18 protein-coding genes are annotated in these 20,942 nt (G+C 62.8%); 11 read left to right on the top strand and 7 right to left on the bottom strand.

From position 1 onward, the window contains the following. Positions 1-5: 5 nt before the first annotated feature. The 4 genes from NKI67_RS00140 to NKI67_RS00155 all read right to left on the bottom strand — a co-directional run bounded on the left by NKI67_RS00140 (position 6) and on the right by NKI67_RS00155 (position 5,455). On the bottom strand, positions 6-971 hold the full coding sequence (locus tag NKI67_RS00140) for an ABC transporter permease (protein ID WP_352448376.1): 966 nt from the start codon (positions 969-971) through the stop codon (positions 6-8). Then, complete coding sequence (locus tag NKI67_RS00145) at positions 968-2,521, bottom strand: sugar ABC transporter ATP-binding protein (RefSeq protein ID WP_023675207.1); 1,554 nt, start codon at positions 2,519-2,521, stop codon at positions 968-970. The genes NKI67_RS00140 and NKI67_RS00145 overlap by 4 nt, the downstream gene beginning before the upstream one ends. Positions 2,522-2,624: 103 nt before the next feature. Continuing rightward, positions 2,625-3,620, bottom strand: coding sequence for an ABC transporter substrate-binding protein (locus NKI67_RS00150; RefSeq protein WP_023675208.1), 996 nt, complete (start codon positions 3,618-3,620; stop codon positions 2,625-2,627). A gap of 329 nt (positions 3,621-3,949) precedes the next feature. Continuing rightward, positions 3,950-5,455, bottom strand: coding sequence for a UxaA family hydrolase (locus NKI67_RS00155; RefSeq protein ID WP_352568273.1), 1,506 nt, complete (start codon positions 5,453-5,455; stop codon positions 3,950-3,952). A gap of 256 nt (positions 5,456-5,711) precedes the next feature. Between NKI67_RS00155 and NKI67_RS00160 the strand changes: the two genes are divergently transcribed. The 6 genes from NKI67_RS00160 (at position 5,712) to gnd (ending at position 11,515) form a co-directional block, all read left to right on the top strand. Next, positions 5,712-6,614, top strand: coding sequence for a GntR family transcriptional regulator (locus NKI67_RS00160; RefSeq protein WP_352448373.1), 903 nt, complete (start codon positions 5,712-5,714; stop codon positions 6,612-6,614). 118 nt (positions 6,615-6,732) lie between these two features. After that, positions 6,733-7,089 carry a DUF2946 family protein gene (locus NKI67_RS00165; protein ID WP_352644075.1) on the top strand — a complete coding sequence of 119 codons (357 nt, stop codon included), beginning with the start codon at positions 6,733-6,735 and terminating at the stop codon, positions 7,087-7,089. A 98-nt stretch (positions 7,090-7,187) separates the two neighbouring features. Continuing rightward, positions 7,188-7,724: a copper chaperone PCu(A)C gene (locus NKI67_RS00170; protein ID WP_352644076.1), complete on the top strand. Its 537-nt coding sequence runs from the start codon at positions 7,188-7,190 to the stop codon at positions 7,722-7,724. 25 nt (positions 7,725-7,749) lie between these two features. Further along, entirely contained in the window at positions 7,750-8,268 is a 519-nt protein-coding gene (locus NKI67_RS00175; protein WP_352644077.1) for a YcnI family copper-binding membrane protein, read from the top strand. A gap of 56 nt (positions 8,269-8,324) precedes the next feature. Beyond that, the gene (locus NKI67_RS00180; RefSeq protein ID WP_352644078.1) at positions 8,325-9,950 is read left to right on the top strand and encodes a copper resistance CopC/CopD family protein; all 1,626 of its coding nucleotides are present in this window, start codon (positions 8,325-8,327) and stop codon (positions 9,948-9,950) included. Positions 9,951-10,090: 140 nt separating this feature from the next. Continuing rightward, positions 10,091-11,515, top strand: coding sequence for an NADP-dependent phosphogluconate dehydrogenase (gene gnd, locus NKI67_RS00185; RefSeq protein WP_352644079.1), 1,425 nt, complete (start codon positions 10,091-10,093; stop codon positions 11,513-11,515). A 229-nt stretch (positions 11,516-11,744) separates the two neighbouring features. Here gnd and NKI67_RS00190 read toward each other — a convergent pair whose 3' ends face one another. The 3 genes from NKI67_RS00190 to NKI67_RS00200 form a co-directional block, all read right to left on the bottom strand. Continuing rightward, positions 11,745-13,208 carry a Shedu immune nuclease family protein gene (locus NKI67_RS00190; protein ID WP_352644080.1) on the bottom strand — a complete coding sequence of 488 codons (1,464 nt, stop codon included), beginning with the start codon at positions 13,206-13,208 and terminating at the stop codon, positions 11,745-11,747. After that, positions 13,205-14,110, bottom strand: coding sequence for an abortive infection family protein (locus NKI67_RS00195; RefSeq protein WP_352644081.1), 906 nt, complete (start codon positions 14,108-14,110; stop codon positions 13,205-13,207). Before NKI67_RS00195 ends, NKI67_RS00190 begins: the two co-directional genes overlap by 4 nt. Before the next feature lie 245 nt (positions 14,111-14,355). After that, positions 14,356-15,405, bottom strand: coding sequence for a LacI family transcriptional regulator (locus NKI67_RS00200; RefSeq protein WP_352644082.1), 1,050 nt, complete (start codon positions 15,403-15,405; stop codon positions 14,356-14,358). A gap of 393 nt (positions 15,406-15,798) precedes the next feature. Between NKI67_RS00200 and NKI67_RS00205 the strand changes: the two genes are divergently transcribed. The 5 genes from NKI67_RS00205 to NKI67_RS00225 all read left to right on the top strand — a co-directional run bounded on the left by NKI67_RS00205 (position 15,799) and on the right by NKI67_RS00225 (position 20,935). Then, positions 15,799-17,037 (top strand): ABC transporter substrate-binding protein, encoded by a 1,239-nt coding sequence (locus NKI67_RS00205; RefSeq protein ID WP_352506635.1) that lies wholly within the window; start codon positions 15,799-15,801, stop codon positions 17,035-17,037. Between the two features lie 107 nt (positions 17,038-17,144). After that, the gene (locus tag NKI67_RS00210) at positions 17,145-18,038 is read left to right on the top strand and encodes a carbohydrate ABC transporter permease (RefSeq protein WP_352644083.1); all 894 of its coding nucleotides are present in this window, start codon (positions 17,145-17,147) and stop codon (positions 18,036-18,038) included. Next, positions 18,031-18,966 carry a carbohydrate ABC transporter permease gene (locus NKI67_RS00215; protein WP_352644084.1) on the top strand — a complete coding sequence of 312 codons (936 nt, stop codon included), beginning with the start codon at positions 18,031-18,033 and terminating at the stop codon, positions 18,964-18,966. The genes NKI67_RS00210 and NKI67_RS00215 overlap by 8 nt, the downstream gene beginning before the upstream one ends. 5 nt (positions 18,967-18,971) lie before the next feature. Continuing rightward, positions 18,972-20,084: an ABC transporter ATP-binding protein gene (locus NKI67_RS00220; RefSeq protein ID WP_352448362.1), complete on the top strand. Its 1,113-nt coding sequence runs from the start codon at positions 18,972-18,974 to the stop codon at positions 20,082-20,084. A 104-nt stretch (positions 20,085-20,188) separates the two neighbouring features. After that, positions 20,189-20,935: a sugar phosphate isomerase/epimerase family protein gene (locus NKI67_RS00225; protein WP_352644085.1), complete on the top strand. Its 747-nt coding sequence runs from the start codon at positions 20,189-20,191 to the stop codon at positions 20,933-20,935. The last annotated feature ends 7 nt before the right edge of the window (positions 20,936-20,942 follow it).

Here is a 20,942-nt window from a genome sequence, read left to right on the forward strand (position 1 = left end):
GCAGTCTATTTGCCGCGGCGGCGCAGCCCGTCGAAATAGACGATGACGATGATCAGCACGCCGGTGATGATGCGCTGCCAGAAGGCGTTGACGTTGAGCAGATTGGCGCCGTTGTTGATGGTGGCAAGGATGAAGGCGCCGAGCAGCGGTCCGTGCACGGAGCCGACAGCGCCGAACAGCGAGGTGCCGCCGATCACCGAGGAGGCGATCGCCTGCAATTCCCAGCCCTCGGCCTGTGTCGGATTGCCGATGCCGATGCGCGAGGCAAGCAGCACGCCGACGAAGGCCGCACACAGGCCCGACAGCGTGTAGGCCATGTAGATGGTGCGCTGGACGTTGACGCCTGACAGGCGCGACGCCTCGGCGTTGGAGCCGACCGAGAACAGATAGCGGCCCCAGCGGCTGTGGTGCAGGAAGATGTAGGCTGGGATGCCGACCAGGATCACCATCCAGAACAGATTGGGGACGCCGGCGAAGGAACTGCGCGAGAACGTCTGGAAGGCGTCGTTGTTGATCGAGATCGAGTTGCCATTGGTCATCAACAGACCGATGCCGCGCAGCGAGGTCAGCGTTGCCAGGGTGATGATGAAGGGCGGCAGGCCCATCTTGACGATGCCGAACCCATGGAACATGCCGATGGCGACGCCGACCAGCAAGGTGATCAGGATGGCGAGGAAAACCGGTGTGCCGGCGTTGATCAGCATCGCGACGATGACGGTGGCGAAGCCGACCACGGCGCCGACGGAAAGGTCGATGCCGCCGGTGATGATGACGAAGGTCTGGCCGACCGCCAGGATGGCGATCATCGACCCTTGCCGTAACAGGTTGGAGATGTTGTTGGCGGAGGCGAAGCTCGGCGTGGCCACCGACAGGATGATCCATAAAAGAACCAGCAGCGCCAGCAGTGTCAGCCCGAACAGGGCGTTGTAGTTGCGTTTCGGCCTTTCGGCAGCGATCGCCTCGGTGCTCATATCTTCCCTCCCGGTCTTTCTTGTTTCTCGGCCAGCGCCTGGGTGAGGATCTCCTCGTGATCAGCGGTACGAAACCCATGCGTGGCCACCAGCTTGCCGCGCCGGAACACGTGCAGCGTGTCGGCGAGCTCATAGACCTCGGGCAGGTAGGACGAGATCAGGATGATGCCGGCTCCCTTGGACAACAGCGCGCCGAACAGGCGGTAGATCTCGGCCTTGGTGCCGACATCGACGCCGACAGTCGGCTCATCGAAGATGAATAGCTTGGCGCCGTGGGCGAGCCATTTGCCGATGACGATCTTCTGCTGGTTGCCGCCGGACAGGCTGGAGGCCAGCGCGCCGCGCGTCGGCGTCTTGATGCGCAGGTCGGCGATCTGGCGATCGGCTTGCGCCTTTTCCTGCGCGCGGGAGATCAGCAGATTGCTCGAGATGCGCTTGTAGATCGGCAGATTGAGGTTGAGTCCGACCGGCAGGTTGAGGCAGAGGCCCTGGTCGCGGCGGCTTTCCGGGGCCAGCGCCATGCCGAGCCTGATCGCGTCATGTTCGGAATTGACCTTGACCTCCTTGCCCTCCCACAGGATCTGGCCGGCCGATTTGCGGTGCCGGCCATAGAGCGTGGTGACGAACTCGCTGCGCCCGGCGCCGATCAGGCCATAGAGGCCGACGATCTCGCCGGCACGGACGGACATCGAGACATTTTCGAAACCCTTGCCGGACAGGTTCCTGGTTTCGACGATGGTCGCGCCGGGGGTGAAATGCTCCTTGTGGTAGACCTGCTCGATCGAGCGGTTGATCATCATCTTGACCAGCTCGGCGTCATTGGTCTCGGCAATGTTCCTGGTGCCGACCAGCGTGCCGTCGCGCAGCACCGAGACGCGGTCGGCGAGCTCGAACACTTCTTCCATGCGATGGCTGATGTAGATGATGGTGACGCCTTCGCCCTTCAGCCGGCGGATCAGCGTGAACAGCTGGTCGGCCTCCTTGCGGGTAAGATAGGCGGTCGGCTCGTCGAAGATCAGGAATTTGGTGCCGCGCACGGTGGCGCGGGCGGCGGCGATCAACTGCTGCTGGCCGATGGTCAGGTCACCCAGCATGACATGCGCCGGCAGGTCGAAGCCGAGATCGTCGATGATCTTCTGCGCCTGCCTGATCATCGCCCGCTGCTGCAGGATGCCGAAGCGGGAATCCTCTTCGCCGAGGAACATGTTGGCGGCGACGGTGAGATGGCGGCACAGGACGACTTCCTGATGCACGGCATTGATGCCGAGCGCCATCGCCTCATGCGGCGTTGCCAATGCGGCAGGCTTGCCCTCCCAGATGACGTCGCCGGAGGTGCGCGGCATGACGCCGGTAAGAAGCTTGATCAGGGTGGATTTGCCGGCGCCGTTCTCGCCAACGATGGCGTGGATCTCGCCGGCCTTGAAGGCGAGATCGACCGGCTTCAGCGCATGGGTGCCGGGATAGCGCTTTTCCAGCCCGCGGAGTTCGAGGATGGTCCTGCCCGGTTCCAGCGTTGGGGCCGGATGGAGTTCCTGCGCCGTCGACATCATGACAATCCTCCCAGATTGGCCCCCAAAGATTGGCCTCGCGATTGGCACGAGTGGGATGTTTCCGGGGCGAAAGGCCCCGGAAACAGTTCACTTGCGGCTATGCTCAGTCGAGCTTCGGGTTGAGCAGCGCGTCGATCTTCGGATCCTTCATGTTGGCCTTGGTAACCAAATTGGCGCCGGTATCGACATTGGCCTCGACCTTCTCGCCCTTCGAGGCGGCGAGCGCCGTCTTGATGCCGTCATAGCCCATCCGGTACGGATCCTGAACGACGAGAGCCGAAATGACGCCGTCATTGAGGAACTTGATCAGCTTCTCGTCGCTGTCGAAACCGACCAGCCCGACCTTGCCGGCAAGACTGTTCTCGGCGATCGCCTGACCGACGCCCTGCGCCATGATCAGGTTGGAGGCGAAGATGCCCTTGAGGTTGGGGTTGGCGGTGATCAGGTCGGTGGCGATGTTGAGGCCGGTGGTGGCCTGGCCGTCGGCGTATTTGTCGGCGACCAGCTTGAGGCCGGGATATTTGGCGGCGAGCTGTTCCTTGAAACCCTGGGCGCGCTGTTCGAGCGAGCCGGCACCCGGAAGCGCGGTGATCAGGGCGACGTCGCCCTCGACCTTGCCGCCATTGGCTTCGCCGATGGCTGCGGCAAGGCCGTCAGCGGCGACGCGGCCGCCCTGGATGTTGTCGGTGGTCAGGAACGAGGTGAAGGCCTTGGAGTCGGCACCGGAGTCGATGCCGATGATCTTGACCTTGGTGGCGGCCTCGTCGATCGGCTTGCCGAGCGCCTTGGCTTCGGTCGGCGCAATGACGACGGCCGCCGGGTTGCCGGCGACGGCATTTTCGAGGATCGAGATCTGGCCGTTGACGTCGGTCTCGGCCTGGGCGCCGAGCTCCGGCACGTTGACGCCGAGATCCTTGCCGGCCTTGCGGGCGCCGGCCAGAACGATCTGCCAGTAGAAGGACGTGGTGTCCTTGACGATGATCGGAATGGTCGCGTCGGCCGCGGATGCCGGCGCCGAATGCATCACGCCGGCAAGCATCGAGGCGGCTGCGAGAGCCACGAAGGCGCGGCGATTGAGAATGCTGGTCACGAATTTCATTAGGAGTCCTCCCTAAGTCGCCCGGTGAATGTTACGGAAGCTCCATTCGGATGGCGCGGCCCAAACGGAACTTTATCAATAAAAAACATTTACCGCATTTTGATAGTGCATCACCTCGGTCGGCGCAAGCGATGTTTGATGGCCGCTCGAATGGCTGGGCGGGAAAGCTTGCTCCCTCGGAACTCCGCTGCCAATCTCCTCCAATATGTCGCATGGAATATTAATTCCATCATCCAGTCAATATGGAATGTTCATTCTTTTTCGGGAGCGTTGGAACTGTGACGCCTGGCGATCACGTCCGGTGTTCGCGACTATTGCGCATGTCCGGCTTAGAGCGTCGCTCCGAGATGCCAAGGCACGAACTCGTTGTCGCCGTAGCCGAACTCTTCGCTCTTGGTCTTGCGGCCCGAAGCCGTCTCGACGATCAGTTCGAAGATCTCGCGGCCCATGCCGGCGATGGTCTTTTCGCCCGAGGCGATGACGCCGCAATTCACGTCCATGTCCTCTTCCATCGTGTGATACATGGTCGAGTTGCTGGCGACCTTAATCGACGGCGTCGGCCGGCAGCCGAAGCAGGAGCCGCGGCCTGTGGTGAAGACGATGACGTTGGCGCCGCCCGCCACCTGGCCGGTGGCCGAGACCGGGTCGTAGCCGGGCGTGTCCATGAACACCAGCCCGTGCCCGATGACCTTTTCGGCATAGCCGAAGACGCCGTTGAGCGGCGTCTGGCCGCCCTTGGCGACCGCGCCGAGCGACTTTTCCAGGATGGTGGTCAGGCCGCCACGCTTATTGCCCGGCGATGGGTTGTTGTCGATGGAAGCGCCATGCTTGGCGACATGGTCTTCCCACCATTTCACGTAGCCGTCGAGCTTGGCGGCGATCTCGGGGGTGGCGGCGCGATAGGCAAGCAGGTGCTCGGCGCCGTAGATCTCCGTCGTCTCGGAGAGGATGCCGACACCGCCGACGCCGGCCAAAATGTCGACCGCGGCACCCAGCGCCGGATTGGCGGTGATGCCGGACATGCCGTCGGAGCCGCCGCATTGCAGGCCGACGACGATCTCGCTGACCGGGATCGGCTCACGCTGAAGCTTGCCGACCTCCTCGGCGATCTCGGCCAGCACGATCAGCGCCTTCTCGACCGATTTGCGCGAGCCGCCGGCTTCCTGGATGTTGAAATGGCGTTTTCCCGCGGCAACGCCCTTCTGGCCGTAGAGGGTGAGCTGGTTGACCTCGCAGCCGAGCCCGACCATCAGCACACCACCAAAATTCGGATGACGGGCGTAGCCGGCCAGCGTGCGGTGTAGCACCATCATGCCGTCGCCGGTGGCGCTCATGCCGCAGCCCTGGCCGTGGACGATCGGGACGAAGCCGTCGATGCCGGGATATTGCGGCAGAAGCGTGCGGTTCGCCGCGTCAGCGATGGCGTGGCAGACGGTGGCCGAGCAATTGACGCTGGCGAGAATGCCGATGAAGTTGCGCGTGCCGGCGCGGCCGTCGGCGCGGCGGTAGCCCATGAAGGTGCGGGCGCGGTCGGCCTCGGTCGCATGCACTGCCTCGCTCGGCGGCACCACCGGCAAACGCCCGCTTTCGAAGACCAGATTGTGCGAATGGACATGCTCGCCGGGCGCGATGTCTTGCGTGGCGCGGCCGATCGCCTGGGCGTATTTGACCACGGCTTCGCCGGCCGCAATCGGCTTGATCGCCACTTTGTGGCCCGGCTCGATCACTGCGGCGGCGACGGCGCCGCCCGGCAGCACGGTGCCGATCTCGATGCGGCCATTGGCGACCGCGACATTGTCGGCGGGAGACAGAAGAATGCTGTTTGCGGCGTTCACGGGAGCTTCCTGGGTGTGTTCCTGGGTGCGCGAGCGGATTGACACGCGGCTCTTAACATATAATGTCTTTTATCGTGAAAAAACATTTTTGCGTCAATTGTTTTTTCGCCAGAGCGCGACGCGTCTTTTGGATGCGAGAAGCAGGCTCTACAACCAAAACTAGCGTTGCGCATGATGTTTTCCGAAAAGGTACCGGTTTCATGCGCGAGAAACGCTTCACACTGGCCGCAAACGCCGATGCGCCACGGGGCAGGGGATGTCGAAGAGCAACAACGTTTACAAGGACGCCTATAATCGCGGTCTGAGGCTGCTCGACGAAACCAGGAGCCTGCCTTCGGAGCCGGAGCTGGGTACGCTGCTCGGCGTCAGCCGCACGACGGTCCGCACTATCCTTGCGCGCATGGAAGAAACCGGGCTGATCGACTGGAACAAGCGCAGCAAGACGGTCCTGCGCGAACCGCGACCGGACGATTTCTTCCCCGAGGAAGAAACCGACACGCTGGCCGAGATCATCGAGCGCTCCTTCATGCGGCGGCTGCTTGCCAGCGGTGCCGAAGCAGGCATGCAGATCAACGAGCTCGAACTGGCGCGCGAGATCGGCGTCGGCACCACCAGCGTGCGCGAATTCCTGATCCGCTTCTCGCGCTTCGGGCTGATCGAGAAGCGCCGCAACAGCCACTGGGTGCTGAAAGGCTTTACCCGCGCCTTCGCGCTGGAGCTGACCGAAATCCGCGAGATGTTCGAACTGCGCTCGGCCGCAGCCTTTGCCGCTCTGCCCGAGGACAGCCCGGTGTGGGCCGACCTCGACCGCCTGGAAGACGAGCATCACCGGCTGGAGCGCGAGATCGCCGTGCGCTTCAACGAATTCTCCGAGCTTGACGAGCGCTTTCACCGGCTGATCCATCGGGCGTCGCACAACCGCTTCATCGTCGATTTCTACGACGTCATCGCCATGATCTTCCACTACCACTACCAGTGGAACAAGGCGCAGGAGCGCGAGCGCAACGAAGTCGCGGTCCAGGAGCATCTCGCCTATATCGCCGCGCTCAAATCGCGCGATCTCGCCAAGGTCGACGCCGCCTGCCGCAAGCACCTGAAATCGGCCCGCCACACGCTGCTGACGTCCATTCCCGAGGGCAGGCAGCCGCAACGCGCGTGATTGTGTTGCGTTGCCGCAGCAACGTTTTGGGATTTTTCGGCCGCCGGCTCCGTGCTAGAGAGCTGACGTTGCTGCGTGAAGAGGCTGGTTCTTGACCATACGCCGGAGACGATGGAGCATGCCGGTCGCGTTCGCCGCGGCGTGGCTTTTCATGCTCCAGTCGATGTTCGGCGCGTTTGCGTCCGGCGTCGCGCCGAAAGCCTCGCAATTCGATGCTTTCGGCAACACGATCTGCACCCATGACGGTGCGGCGCAACTCCCCGCCGGCGATCCGCATCAGCAGCACATGCCGGCTTGCTGCATGCTTGGCTGCAACCTCGTTTCGGCGGTCTACGCGCCACCCGATGCGGCCGGGAGCCTGGCTCGCAGCCTTTCCGTCGAAACCATCGCCTTTATCCTGCCGGCCTTCCGGCATCGCGATTTCGCCCGCGCCCGCACTCCGTCCAATCCGCGCGCACCACCGGCGACGGCCTGATCCGTTCTGGTTCGCGCCGCGCAACGCTTTGCCGGCGCGTTTATCGACATCGTTCGCGACCGGCCATCGGCGCGATCCCCTAAGTCCACGGAGCAATCATGTCTCACTCTTTTCGCGCTGCCGCATCCAGCCGCAGGCGCTTCTCACTGGGTAGTTTCGAGCAGCGTCTCGGCGTCGCGCTTTGCGTTCTTACCCTCCTGTTCGCCAGCGCCCAGACGGTGTTGGCACACGAGTTCAAGCTTGGCGATCTCGAGATCGGGCACCCCTGGTCGCGCGCCACGCCAGCCGGCGCCAAGGTGGCCGGCGGCTACTTCACCATCACCAACACAGGCAGTGCGGCGGATCGCCTGCTGTCGATCACCTCCGACATTTCGGCCAAGGCCGAACTGCACGAGATGGGCGTCAGCAATGGCGTCATGACGATGCGGCCGGTCACCGGCGGCCTCGAAATCCCGGCTGGCGGCAAGGTCGCATTGGCGCCCAACGGCTATCATTTGATGTTCATGGATTTGAAGCGGCAGCCCAAGGATGGCGAAATGTTCTCCGCCACATTGACCTTCGAGAAAGCCGGGCCCGTGCAGATTGAATTCGCCGTGCAAGGCATCGGCAGCGCGGCGCCCCAGGACGACGACTGACTTGGCCGCTTCGAGAGGTAGCGTCATGAAGAAATCTCTTTTGCCCGGCTGCGTGCTTCTTGTCCTCGGGACCAGCGCGGCCTTTGCCCACATCACGCTCGAAACGCCGGAGGCGGCGGTGGGCTCGACCTACAAGGCGGTTCTTCGGGTGCCGCATGGCTGCGAGGGCAAGGCGACGACCGCGCTGCGCGTGCAGATCCCGGAAGGGGTGCTCTCGGTCAAACCGATGCCGAAGCCGGGTTGGACACTGCAGGTCAAGAACGGCAAATACGAAAAGTCCTACCAGCTCTACGGCCAAGCAGTGACCAGCGGCGTCAAGGAGATCGACTGGAGCGCCGGCAGCCTGCCGGACGAATTCTACGACGAATTCGTCTTTCGCGCGACACTGGCGGCGGATCTGCCGGCAGGCCAGATGCTGCATTTCCCGGTGGTGCAGGAATGTGACGGCATTGCAGATCGCTGGATCGAGATTCCGGCGGCCGGGCAGGCTGAGGACGCGCTGGAATTTCCGGCGCCCGGCCTCAAGCTGCTGCCGAAGACGTGATCCTTACGCGGCGCGCTCTATCCGAAAGAGCGCGCCGCTGTCTTTGTGGCGGTGACATGAGCGCGGCATCCATCGTGCGAACGGCCTGCACAACCGGCCGGCTTGCCATCGGCCTGCTGGCTGCGATTGTGCTGCTTGCCACCATTGTCGCGCCAAACGCAGCCTTCGCCCATGCGGCGCTGATCAAGGCCGAGCCGGCTGACGGTGCGGTGCTGGCGCAGAGCCCGTCGCAGATGTCGCTGACCTTCAGCGAGCCGGTTTCGCCGCTGGTGCTGACGCTGGTGCGGCCCGACGGCACGTCGATCCCGCTGACCTCCTTCCGGCTCAGCGGCCAGACCGTCGAGATCGACAATCCGCAGGCGCTGACGTCGGGCACGCATGTGCTGAGCTGGCGGGTAATCTCCGCCGACGGGCATCCGGTCGGCGGCTCGGTGCTGTTTTCGGTCGGTGCGCCGAGTGCTGCGCCGGCCGCCTCCGAAGCTGTCGACCGGGCGCTTCGAACGGCGATCTGGATCGGCAAGGTTTTTCTATACATCGGCCTGTTTTTCGGCGTCGGCGGTGCCTTTGCGCAGGCCTGGCTGGCGCAAGGCGGTCGATCCGGCCAGAACCTTGTCGTCGCCGCGATCCTGTGCGGGCTGGCCGCCGCACTCTTGTCGCTCGGTTTCCAGGGGCTGGATGCACTCGGCGCGCCGCTTGCCCGGCTGGCGCAGCCGGTCATCTGGCAGACCGGGCTTGGCACCAGCTTCGGCTGGACGGTGCTGATCGCGCTGATGGCGCTCGGCCTTGGCCTGCTATCGCTGCTCGTGCCGCCCGCCGACGCAAAGCCGCTGGCCTTGGCCGGACTGGTTGGCGTTGGCGCAGCACTTGCCGCCAGCGGGCATGCCAGTGCCGCCGAACGGCAATGGCTGACCCGGCCGATGGTGTTTCTGCACGCCACTGGTATCGCCGTCTGGGCCGGGGCGCTGGCGCCGCTCGGCCTTGCCTTGAAACGGCAGTCGGACAAAGCCGGGCCGTTGCTGCGCCGGTTTTCACGAGCGATCCTGTTCGTCGTGGCGGTGCTTGCGGCAGCCGGCATCGTGCTCGCCGTCATCCAGGTGCAAACGACGTCGGCGCTGGTCCATACCGCTTACGGCCGGCTGCTGCTGCTCAAGCTGGTGCTGCTCGTCTTTCTGTTCACGCTCGCCGCCGTCAATCGCTTCAAGCTTACGGCCCTGGCTGAGGCGGGCGAAACGGAAGTCCAGCGGCGGCTGGCCCGCTCGATCTTTATCGAGCTGCTGATCGTGCTGGCGATCTTCGGCGTTGCCGCCGGCTGGCGCTTCACGCCGCCGCCGCGGGCGCTGGCGATCGCCGCGGCACAGCCGGCATCGGTGCATATCCACACGCTGCAAGCGATGGCCGATGTCAGCATTGTGCCCGGGCACACCGGACCTGTTGCCGCTTCGATCTTCATCATGACCGGCGATTTCGGCCCGCTCGACGCCAAGCAGGTAACGCTGGTGCTGTCAAAGCCCGATTCCGGCATCGAGCCCATCAAACGCCCGGCGACGAATCCCGGCGACGGCACCTGGCGCGTCGACGATCTCGTCATTCCGGTCGCCGGCCGGTGGACGGCGCGGCTCGATATCCTGGTCTCGGATTTCGAGATGGTGAAGATAGAGGCGCCGATCGACATCAGGCCGTGAAGACGGTGCTGGTCCGCGCAACACAATTCGGCGAGGCGGTTGACGCGGCCGCGAACCCCCGTCAATCATCGCCATCAAGAATGGGCGTCCAACCCAATCGCGGGCTCAAACCAACAAGATCCGAAAGCAGGGAAGAAACGATGGAAAAAGCCGAAATAGGCCTGATCGGCCTTGGCACGATGGGCTCCAACCTGGCGCTCAATATCGCCGAGAAGGGGCACCGCATCGCCGTCTTCAATCGCACCGCGGCGCGCACCGATGCCTTTGTCGAAAATGCCGGCGCGCTTCGGGATAGGGTGGTGCCCTGCTACAGCCTCGAAGAACTGGCCGCCGCGATCCGGCCGCCGCGGCCGATCATCATCATGGTGCTGGCCGGCAAGCCGGTCGACGAGCAGATCGCGGCATTGCGCGGCGTGCTGTCGGCCAACGATATCGTCATCGACGCCGGCAATGCCAATTTCCGCGATACGATGCGGCGCTTCTCCGAGCTTACCGATTCGGGCCTGACCTTCATCGGCATGGGCGTGTCCGGCGGCGAGGAGGGCGCACGCCACGGTCCCTCTATCATGGTCGGCGGCACCGAAGAGTCCTGGAAGCGCGTCGAAAAGGTGCTGACCGCGATCTCGGCCAAGTTCAAGGGCGAGCCTTGCGCGGCGTGGCTTGGCACCGACGGCGCCGGCCATTTCGTCAAGACCATCCACAACGGCATCGAATATGCCGACATGCAGATGATCGCCGAGATCTACGGCATATTGCGCGACGGGCTCGGCATGGGGCCGAAAGAGATCGCTGAGGTGTTTTCCCAGTGGAACACGGGCAGGCTCAATTCGTACCTGATCGAGATCACCGCCAAGGTGCTGGCCGCCGACGATCCCAAGACCGGCAAACCGGTGGTCGACATCATCCTCGACCGCGCCGGCCAGAAAGGCACCGGCAAATGGTCGGTGATCGAGGCGCAGCAGCTAGGCATCCCCGCCACCGCGATCGAGGCGGCTGTGGCGGCACGCGTACTGTCGTCGATTAAGGACGAGCGGCTTGCCGCCGAAAAGGTCTATGGCGGCGGCGTGAGCAAGATTTCCGGAGACAGGGACGCCCTGCTCGCCGATCTCGAGCTGGCCCTGTTTGCCGGCAAGATCGCCGCCTACGCGCAAGGATTCGCGGTGATGAGCGGCGCGTCGAAGGAATTCAACTGGAACCTGCCGATGCCGGTCATCGCCAAGATCTGGCGGGCCGGCTGCATCATCCGCTCGCAATTGCTGGATACGATGGCGGAGGCTTTCGGCGGCGGCGGCGCAGCCACCAACCTGTTGATGGCGCCGGCTTTCGTCTCATTGATGCATGAGGCACAACCGTCGCTTCGCCGTGTCGTCGCAAGGGCGGCCGAAGCCGGCTCGCCGGTGCCGGCCCTGTCATCTGCACTTGCCTATTTCGACAGTTACCGGCAGGGCCGCGGCACTTCGAACCTGATCCAGGCGCAGCGCGATTTCTTCGGCGCGCACGGCTTCGAGCGCATCGATGGGCAGGGCGCTTTCCATGGCCCGTGGGGGAGTGGGGCGGCGGGTTAGCGCCTTATCCCGGCCGTTCGCGTGTGATACGCAAGCTACAGAAAGCGGCCAGTCTGCTTTTCGAAGAGGGCGTGTCAGCAACGGGATGGAAAGTGGTCGCTGAAAGTCAGTGGCCAACGGCTGCCAAGCCCAGTCGCGTGATAAGAACACCATGCTACCCGACGGTTGAGATCGCGATGCGGCCTCTCCCCTATAGTTAGTTAGTGCGCGGCAATATCGGACCGCGTCACTAGAACAGGTCATCGTCACTAGACTCGACCGGCTTTCGCCTCAGTGGCTCAGGCTTCATCGGCTCGGGCTTCTTAGCCAGAAATTCATGGAGCGCTTTCAGCTTGGCGAGCAGTTCGTCGAACGTGATGACAATCACGTCGCGCAGGTTATTGCGGTAAAGCTCGAGGCTCTTCTTCTCTTCGTCTGCGGCGGGCGACTGACCTGCGATCACGATGCAGGGCACCGCGTAGGTGAAGACGTCGTACGCCTTCGAGGCGATCTTCTTGCTGTTGATGTCGTTCTGCAACTGGTGCCGCTGGTCAAGCACTTGCGTAACCGCACCGCTCAGTTCCTCGGAAGGCGCGTATACGCCACCGCGGTAGGGACGTTTCACAAGCAAAGCAGTCTTGGGCGTCTTGATCTCGATCAGTGCAAGGTTGCCGAACAGTCCGAGCCTGATGGCGTAATCAGCCAGCTTGCCGCCGCTACCATCGAATTTCGTGCCACCGACCGCGACCTGGTCGCCGAAGGCCAGCGCTGGCAGGTTGAAAGCGAGCTGCAGAATAAAAGCGTTTGCGTTGAAGAACTCCTGCCAGTGACGCTCTTGCAGACCGGTCTGGCTGAGCTTCTTATCGAAAATCTCGATCAGCTCCTCGAGCGACACGAGCTCGATTTCACGACACAAATCGAGCAGCTCCCCCGGCTCTTTCTCTGCCAACGTCCTGACCGACTTCTTGACCGTGCGAGCTGCGGCCTTGGCTTCGGCCTCCGGCGATCGAGACTTGCCGATGAGCGTCTCAGCAAGGATGTCGGCGACTGGCCGACGGGTGCCGTCGCCGATCGGAAGCTCGAAGTCTGGATCAAGCATGATGTTGAGATTGGCGTCGAGGTACTCGCGCTTCGCCCTGTTTGCCAGGTCGATGGATCGCTTGTGCGTACGGTTGATATCGCGACGAAATTTGTCGAACATCGAGTACGACATCGTAAGCACGTCGCCCTTGCGGGATACCCCTTTGTCGTCCGAGATTCGCAGCGTGGTAACGCCGCTCTGGCGCTCTGCCGCCTCCGCGATGAATCGCATGTCGTAAGCCAAGCCGAAGCCGGCCAAGGGCTCCCTGATGATGCCTGCTGGCAACTCCTCAAAGTAGAGGTAGTCATCGTCCTTGATCGCGCCCAGTGAGTCGACGTCTTCGAGAATGATGGTCTCTAGATGGAGGTATTTGGGCTCGAGGAAATAGGCCCCGAAGGTTGTGCTGATCGGATATGTGGTGAGGGTGCGGGTCGAGGCCTTGTATCGGGCAAGAATGATCGGCTCTGTCGGCGCCTCGAAGTCGGGCTTGGCTTTCGCCGCCGCTTTCAGTGCTTCCGGTTTGAGTTGGAGCTCGATCTCATAGTCACCGACCTTTTTCGGATGATAGGCGACACGAAGGCCTTCGTCCGCGCGATCGGGCATCAACTTCAGGATTATCGGCTTCTCACTCATGACGCTTCTTTCGGCTTGTCGCGCAGTGGCAGCGCACGCCCAGGATGGCGCAGTTGCCACGTCTCGATGATGAAGAGCGCGATCGCGGACGCGGAATGGATAGCAAGCTTGGCTATGCGGGCATCGATACGTCGGAACCCTTTCTCTTTGCCATGGGCGCCGCCGACGTGAGTGCGGAGGGAGCCGATGCTCTGCACCGAAGTAACCAAACCGGAGAGCACCGCCTTCACGTCGTTGACGATCTCGGGCGCCAAACCTTCTTTCATCGGATCCAGACCAAGTGGATCGCGTACTGCGCGATAGAGCGAGCTGATGTCCTGTTTGGCAGGGAAGTCGAGCTCCAGCTCGACAAGGATAGAGCGGCAGACGCTCTCGACGGCTGCGCAAGCCGATGTAACTGCCAACTCGGGGTCTGCGGCGGCCGCTCGAAGCGCACGATCTAGGTCCCGGCTGACCGTATCGAAGTCGATGCCGACGGCCATTGCGGAAAGCTCATTGGTAACCGGGGCAGTTTCCACAATCTCGACCAGGCGCATTGTGCGCCCGGCGGGCTCTAACTTGAGTCCGTCGTAGAACAAGTGCTTGTTGAGGTACTCGACAACAGCGGTGTGTCGCTCAGGCTCCTTGATGAAGTCGCGCGGGTCTGCCGCGCTCTCGATGATCCGTTTGAGCAGTTCGCCGTTGCCTGTGTCGATGAACATTGCGCCATGGATGGCCGTCTTGGTGGCAGGTAAACGGCTCTCGCCTTTGATGTCGAAGGGTACCCCAAAGCCCTTGAACCAAGCCTCCAACCGCCACCCCTGCCGGTAAAGGCCAATTGACGGCTCGTAGCCGCCGGCCGAGCCGCCCGAGATAATCTCGGCTAAGGCATCGACCGACGGATCTGACAAATCGATTCGCATGCGCCAATGTTATAGTAGATTCATCAGCGTAACTTCCTGAGGATGGGTTTTCCAAGAGCTTGAGACTCGCCGGCAGGCGGCGGCTTTCTCCCTTGCGTTAACTGTTAGCTGCCGGACCGCTTCCGGCCCCAAGGTTGCCAGTCGGCAGCGCGCATTTTGCAGCCAAGTGGAACCACTTGGCGCCGCAGAAATGCGGCTATGACAATAGATGGAGCGGGTGCCAGTTCACTTTGAACATGTCCCGCTCACGCCGGGCGGCGATAGGCCTGGACTTCGCCCGGTTCGCTCAGGCTTTGCAGGGTGCCGGGTGCGGCGCCGCCGATCCAGCCCAGCACCGAGCGGGCGAGTTCGGCGCCGGCCAGTCGGAAGTTCTCGTTGACGACCAGCAATTCGCTGCGAAACAGATGCAGAAGCTCCGACGATTGTTTGGACACCACATCGACATCGCGGCCAAGCTTGAGGCCGGCGTCTTCGATGCCGGCGACGATGGCGAGCGTCGCGGCGGCGGCGCTGCTGATGAAACCGTCCGGGCGGCTTTCGCGGCGCATCAGCTGCGCGGTCCGCATTCTGATCTGCTCGATCGAATGATCGATCGAAACGGTGTTGAACGGAATCTCGCTGGCGCCGACCTCGCTCAGCGCATCGGCAAAGCCTGCGAGCGTGTGGCCGTGATAGGTCAGTTCGACCGGCGGCGCCAACAGAGCCAGGCGGCGGCGGCCGAGGCCGGCCAGATGGCGCACTGCCTCGGCTGCGAAAGCATAATTGTCGAAATCATGGTAGGGATGGATCAGCCCCATATCGGTGCGGCCATGCGTGGCAAAGGGGATGCCGCGCTCCAGCATATAACGGGCCCTCGGATCGTTCGGCTGCGTGCGCGAAATGATGACGCCGTCGGCTGAACCGGTTTCCACGAGGTAGCGGATCGGGTCGAGCGGATCCTGCGAGCGCGAGTAGGGTGTCACGATCAAATGGTAGGGCGTGTCGGCAATGACTTCGGAAACGCCGTAGATGATATCCGAGACAAAGCTCATGATCTCGTGCTCGGTGTTGAGCACCAGGCTGATGACATTGGTCTTGCCGGTGCGCAGGCGGACGCCGGCACGGTTGGGCCGATAACCGATCTGCTTGGCGACAAGCTGGACGCGCCGCCTGGTCTCGGCGCCGATCTCGGGCGCATCCTTCAGCGCGCGCGACACGGTGGTGACGCCCAGCCCGGTCATGAAGGCGAGCGTCTTCAGTGTCGGCCGGCCCTGGCCCGACGCTTCGTCGGCCTTCTCTTTTTGATGCCTGTTCATTCATCCCGCCCCGTCAGGCGCATAACAGTTGCCGGACAGGCCGGCAATCGGCCGGCCGCGCGTTCGCCGCGGGCCCTCACCGAATGAAACCGCTATATACTGAAACGTTACAGATTGTCACGACCATCGCCATATCACTGGTGACAGATGCAGAACGAGCGGTGCTGCAGTCGGTGCAAAACCGTGATTGGAACGGGCTTTTCCGATTTTTTGGCGTCGCAGCATTCCATTTTGCAGTGCAACCCCTCTTGTTGCGATGCGGTAGGCCGACGCGCCGTGCGATTTTATTCGCGCTTCGAAAAAACTTGATGCCACCTTCGCCTGAGGGGTTGCGCGCCTCAAGCAATTGCCGTATCGAAAATCTGTAACGTTTCAGATTCTGGGAGGAACGAAATGCGATACCAACTCATGACTGCTGCGCTGGCTGCGACGGTCGCGCTGCAATTTGCCGGCCCGGCGGCCGCGACGGATCTGGAAGTCACCCATTGGTGGACCTCCGGCGGCGAGGCGGCAGCGGTCGCCGAACTCGCCAAGGCTTTCGACGCAACGGGCAATCACTGGGTTGACGGCGCCATCGCCGGCTCCGGCGGCACGGCGCGGCCGATCATGATCAGCCGCATCACCGGCGGCGACCCGATGGGCGCGACCCAGTTCAATCACGGCCGGCAGGCGGAAGAATTGGTGCAGGCCGGGCTGATGCGCGACCTCACCGATCTCGCCACCAAGGAAAAGTGGACGGAAATCGTGCAGCCGAAGAGCCTGCTCGACGGCTGTACCCTCGACGGCAAGATCTATTGCGTGCCCGTCAATATCCACTCCTGGCAGTGGCTGTGGCTGTCGAATGCGGCCTTCAAAAAGGCCGGCGTGCCGGTGCCGAAGAACTGGAATGAATATGTCGCTGCGGCGCCCGCGCTTGAAAAAGCAGGCATCCAGCCGCTCGCGGTCGGCGGCCAGCCCTGGCAGGCCTCCGGCGCTTTCGACGTGCTGCTTGCGGCGGTCGGCGGCACCGACGCCTTCCTCAAGGTCTACAAGGACAAGGACGCGGAATTCGCCGCCGGGCCCGAGGTCGCCAAGGTCTTCAAGGCCGCGGACGATGCCCGCAAGATGGCCAAGAACACCAATGTGCAGGACTGGAACCAGGCCACCAATCTGGTCATCACCGGCAAGGCGGGCGGCCAGATCATGGGTGACTGGGCGCAGGGCGAGTTCCAGGTTGCCGGCCAGACCGCCGGCAAGGACTATACTTGCCTTCCGGGCCTCGGTCTCAACGAGGTCATCGCCACCGGCGGCGACGCTTTCTACTTCCCGCTGCTGAAGGATCCCGAAAAATCGAAGGCACAGGAAGTGCTGGCCCACACGCTGCTCGATCCCAAGACACAGGTCGCCTTCAATCTCAAGAAAGGTTCGCTGCCGGTGCGCGGCGACGTCGACCTCAAGGCGGCGAACGACTGCATGAAGAAGGGGCTCGAAATTCTCGCCAAGGGCAATGTCATGCCGTGGACCGACCAGCTGCTTTCGCAGGATACGCAGAAGCAGAAGGAGGATCTGTTCTCCGAGTTCTTCGCCAAGCAGGACATGACCGTGGAAGATGCGCAGAAGCGCTTCGCCGCCATTGTCGGTTCGGCCGATTGAGCGATCGACCGACCGCCTCACTCCCGCCCCTGCAAACGCAGGGTCGGGAGCTCGGGTCAAGGCCTCTTGACCCTCCGGCCCTTACCCGATCCAGCGCGGCTGTGCAGATGAGCAAGAGCGAACGCCCTAGCCAACTCTTTCGCAACCTCAATGCGAAAATCGCCTCGATCCCAATGATCCTCACCGCGCTGGTGATCTTTGTCGGCGGCAGCGCGTGGACGGTGCTTTATTCCTTCACCAGTTCGAAGCTCCTACCACGGCTGAATTTCGTCGGGCTCGACCAGTACTACCGGCTGTGGTCGGTGCCGCGCTGGCTGGTCTCGATCGAGAACCTGCTGATCTACGGCGTGCTGTCGCTGCTGTTCTCGCTGGTGATCGGCTTCCTGCTTGCCGCCCTGCTCGACCAGAAGATCCGGTTCGAGGACACGTTCCGGACCATCTTCCTCTATCCCTTCGCCCTCTCCTTCATCGTCACCGGCCTCGTCTGGCAGTGGTTGCTCAACCCCGAGTTCGGGATCCAAGGAGTGGTGCGCAGCCTCGGCTGGGCGAGCTTCAGCTTCAATCCGCTCTATGATTCCAGCATCGTCATCTACGGCATATTGATCGCCGCTCTCTGGCAAGGCACCGGGCTCATCATGTGCCTGATGCTGGCCGGCCTGCGCGGGATCGACGAGGATATCTGGAAGGCAGCGCGGGTCGACGGGATACCGACCTGGAAGACCTATCTGTTCATCATCATACCAATGATGCGGCCGGTCTTCATCACCACGCTCGTCATCATCGCTGCCGGTATCGTCAAGATCTATGACCTGGTTGTCGCCCAGACCAGCGGCGGGCCCGGCATCGCCTCCGAAGTCCCGGCCAAATATGTCTATGACTACATGTTCTTCGCCCAGAACCTCGGTCAGGGGTTCGCCGCCTCGACCATGATGCTGCTGTCGGTGATCATCGTCATCGTGCCGTGGGCCTATCTCGAGTTTGGAGGCAAGAAGCGTGTCTGACCAAGCCGTTTCATTGCCCGCCATTGCCGGCGCCGGCGGGCTCGAAGCCTACGGGCCGAGCGGGCCGAAGCCGCGCCACACATTCTCGCGCCGCAACATCTTCCTCTACGGCACGCTGATCGTGGTTGCGCTCTACTATCTTTTGCCGCTCTACGTGATGGTGGTGACATCGCTCAAAGGCATGCCCGAGATACGCCTCGGCAACATCTTCTCGCCGCCGATGGAGATCACCTTCGAGCCGTGGGTCAAGGCCTGGTCGAGCGCCTGCACCGGGCTCAACTGCGACGGGCTGTCGCGTGGCTTCTGGAATTCGGTGCGCATCACCATCCCGTCGGTGATCCTGTCGATCGCGCTCGCCTCGGTGAACGGCTATGCGCTTGCCAACTGGCGCTTCAAAGGTGCCGACACTTTCTTCATCATCCTGATCGTCGGCGCCTTCATCCCCTATCAGGTGATGATCTATCCGATCGTCATTATCCTGCGCGAAGTCGGCCTCTACGGCAGCCTCAGCGGGCTGGTGATCGTCCATTCCATCTTCGGCATGCCGATCCTCACACTGTTGTTCCGCAACTACTTTACCTCCATGCCGGAGGAGCTGTTCCGGGCAGCGCGTGTCGACGGCGCCGGCTTCTGGGGCATTTATTTCCGCATCATGCTGCCGATGTCGCTGCCGATCTTCGTCGTCGCCATCATCCTGCAGGTGACCGGCATCTGGAACGACTTCCTGTTCGGCGTCGTCTACACCCGCCCCGACACCTATCCGATGACGGTGCAGCTCAACAACATCGTCAACTCGGTGCAAGGCGTGAAGGAATACAACGTCAACATGGCAGCCACCATCCTGACCGGCCTGGTGCCGCTGATCGTCTATTTCCTGTCCGGAAAATTGTTTGTGCGCGGCATCGCCGCCGGCGCGGTGAAAGGATGATGGCGATGAACGCAAACGGCAGTATTGCGGCAAACGGCACCAGCGTCTCGATCCAGAACCTGTCGCTGAATTTCGGTGCGATATCGGTGCTGCAGACGCTCAACCTCGATGTTGCCGAAGGCGAATTCATCGTGCTGCTCGGCCCGTCCGGCTGCGGCAAGTCGACCTTGCTCAACTGCATTGCCGGGCTGCTCGACGTTTCCGAAGGCCGCATCTTCATCAAGGGCAAGAACGTCACCTGGGAAGAGCCCAAGGATCGCGGCATCGGCATGGTGTTCCAGTCCTACGCGCTCTATCCGCAGATGACGGTGGAGAAGAACCTGTCGTTCGGGCTGCGCGTTGCCGGCCTCGCCAAGGACGAGATCGCCAAGCGCATCGCCCGGGCCGCCGAGATCCTGCAGATCGAACCGCTTTTGCATCGCAAGCCGGCGGCGCTGTCCGGCGGCCAGCGCCAGCGCGTGGCGATCGGGCGCGCACTTGTGCGTGACGTCGATGTCTTTCTGTTCGACGAACCGCTCTCCAACCTCGACGCCAAGCTGCGCGCGGAATTGCGCGTCGAAATCAAGCTGCTGCATCGCAAGCTCGAGAACACCATGATCTACGTCACCCACGACCAGATCGAGGCGATGACGCTGGCCGACCGTATCGCGGTGATGAAGGGCGGCGTCATCCAGCAGCTCGATGCGCCGCAGACCATCTATAACCGGCCGGTCAACCGGTTTGTCGCCGGCTTCCTCGGCTCGCCGGCAATGAACTTCCTCGACGGCAGACTGGAGCAAGCGGCAGGCGACTGGCACTTCGTCGCCGAGGATGTGCGGATACCGCTTGCCACCTATGCTTTCGAGAAGGACCCGGTGCCAGGGCCGGCCGTGTTCGGCATCCGCCCCGAGCACGTGGCGTTCAACAGCGGCACGGGATGGCCGTTCGCAGCCACGGCAAATGTCGAGGTCGTCGAGCCCATGGGTTCCGACACGCTGGTCTGGCTGAAGCTCGCCGGCCAGAATTTCACGGTGCGGGTGACAGCCGAGCGCACGCCAAACAACGCCGAGGCGGTCGGCATCGGTTTCGACCCGATGCGCGCCTCGCTTTTCGACGCCGCCACAGGTAACCGCCTCTAGAGCATGATTTAGCCTCCCAAGACTCTTCCACTCCCAAGACTCTTCCACTCCCCCAAGACTCATCCCCCCAAAACTAACCATCCACAAGAAAACGGACAGAGACGATGAACTGGTCATTCCAACTTTACAGCGCCCGCAATTTCCAGCCCTGGGAGGGCGTGCTCAAGATGCTGGGGGAGCTTGGTTACAGCCAAGTCGAAGGGTTCGGCGGCGTCTATGACGGTCCCAAGGCGTTCCGTGCCGAGCTCGACAAGAACGGGCTCGCCATGCCGACCGGGCATTTCTCGATCGACGCGCTCGAGAAGGATTTCGACGGCGTGCGCAGGACGGCCGACGCGCTCGGCATCACGCTGCTCATCTGCCCGTTCCTGAACGCCGAGTTCAGGCCGGCCGACACAGCCGGCTGGCGCGGCTTCGGCGAACGCCTGGCCAAGGTCGGCGAGACGGCCAGGAAAGCCGGCTATGGCTTTGCCTGGCACAACCATGATTTCGAGTTCAAGGCGCTTGCCGACGGCTCGGTGCCGCAGGACCATATCCTGTCCTCCGCGCCCGACATCGGCTGGGAGATGGACGTCGCCTGGGTGGTGCGCGGCGGCGTCGATCCGCTGCCCTGGATCGAGAAGCACGGCAAGCGCATCGTCGCCGTCCATGTCAAGGACTTGGCCAAGCCGGGCGAGGGCCTCGACGAGGACGGCTGGTCCGACGTCGGCCACGGCACCATCGACTGGCCCGGCCTGATCAAGGCGCTACACGCCAAAAGCGCCGCAAAATACTACGTCATGGAACAGGACAATCCCAACGATATCGAGCGCTTCGCCCGCCGCTCGATCGCAGCCGCCAAGACCTATTAGGAGCACA

The sequence above is a fragment of the Mesorhizobium sp. M0408 genome, from assembly GCF_040321495.1.
GTDB lineage: Bacteria > Pseudomonadota > Alphaproteobacteria > Rhizobiales > Rhizobiaceae > Mesorhizobium.

Coding starts and splice junctions, on each gene's coding strand:
- NKI67_RS00175 (WP_352644077.1), top strand. CDS start 7,750: ATGAAGAAATCTCTTTTGCCCGGCTGCGTGCTTCTTGTCCTCGGGACC.
- NKI67_RS00205 (WP_352506635.1), top strand. CDS start 15,799: ATGCGATACCAACTCATGACTGCTGCGCTGGCTGCGACGGTCGCGCTG.
- NKI67_RS00220 (WP_352448362.1), top strand. CDS start 18,972: ATGAACGCAAACGGCAGTATTGCGGCAAACGGCACCAGCGTCTCGATC.
- NKI67_RS00200 (WP_352644082.1), bottom strand. CDS start 15,405: ATGAACAGGCATCAAAAAGAGAAGGCCGACGAAGCGTCGGGCCAGGGC.
- NKI67_RS00190 (WP_352644080.1), bottom strand. CDS start 13,208: ATGAGTGAGAAGCCGATAATCCTGAAGTTGATGCCCGATCGCGCGGAC.
- NKI67_RS00140 (WP_352448376.1), bottom strand. CDS start 971: ATGAGCACCGAGGCGATCGCTGCCGAAAGGCCGAAACGCAACTACAAC.
- NKI67_RS00210 (WP_352644083.1), top strand. CDS start 17,145: ATGAGCAAGAGCGAACGCCCTAGCCAACTCTTTCGCAACCTCAATGCG.
- NKI67_RS00145 (WP_023675207.1), bottom strand. CDS start 2,521: ATGATGTCGACGGCGCAGGAACTCCATCCGGCCCCAACGCTGGAACCG.
- NKI67_RS00150 (WP_023675208.1), bottom strand. CDS start 3,620: ATGAAATTCGTGACCAGCATTCTCAATCGCCGCGCCTTCGTGGCTCTC.
- NKI67_RS00170 (WP_352644076.1), top strand. CDS start 7,188: ATGTCTCACTCTTTTCGCGCTGCCGCATCCAGCCGCAGGCGCTTCTCA.
- NKI67_RS00225 (WP_352644085.1), top strand. CDS start 20,189: ATGAACTGGTCATTCCAACTTTACAGCGCCCGCAATTTCCAGCCCTGG.
- gnd (WP_352644079.1), top strand. CDS start 10,091: ATGGAAAAAGCCGAAATAGGCCTGATCGGCCTTGGCACGATGGGCTCC.
- NKI67_RS00195 (WP_352644081.1), bottom strand. CDS start 14,110: ATGCGAATCGATTTGTCAGATCCGTCGGTCGATGCCTTAGCCGAGATT.
- NKI67_RS00160 (WP_352448373.1), top strand. CDS start 5,712: ATGTCGAAGAGCAACAACGTTTACAAGGACGCCTATAATCGCGGTCTG.
- NKI67_RS00165 (WP_352644075.1), top strand. CDS start 6,733: ATGCCGGTCGCGTTCGCCGCGGCGTGGCTTTTCATGCTCCAGTCGATG.
- NKI67_RS00180 (WP_352644078.1), top strand. CDS start 8,325: ATGAGCGCGGCATCCATCGTGCGAACGGCCTGCACAACCGGCCGGCTT.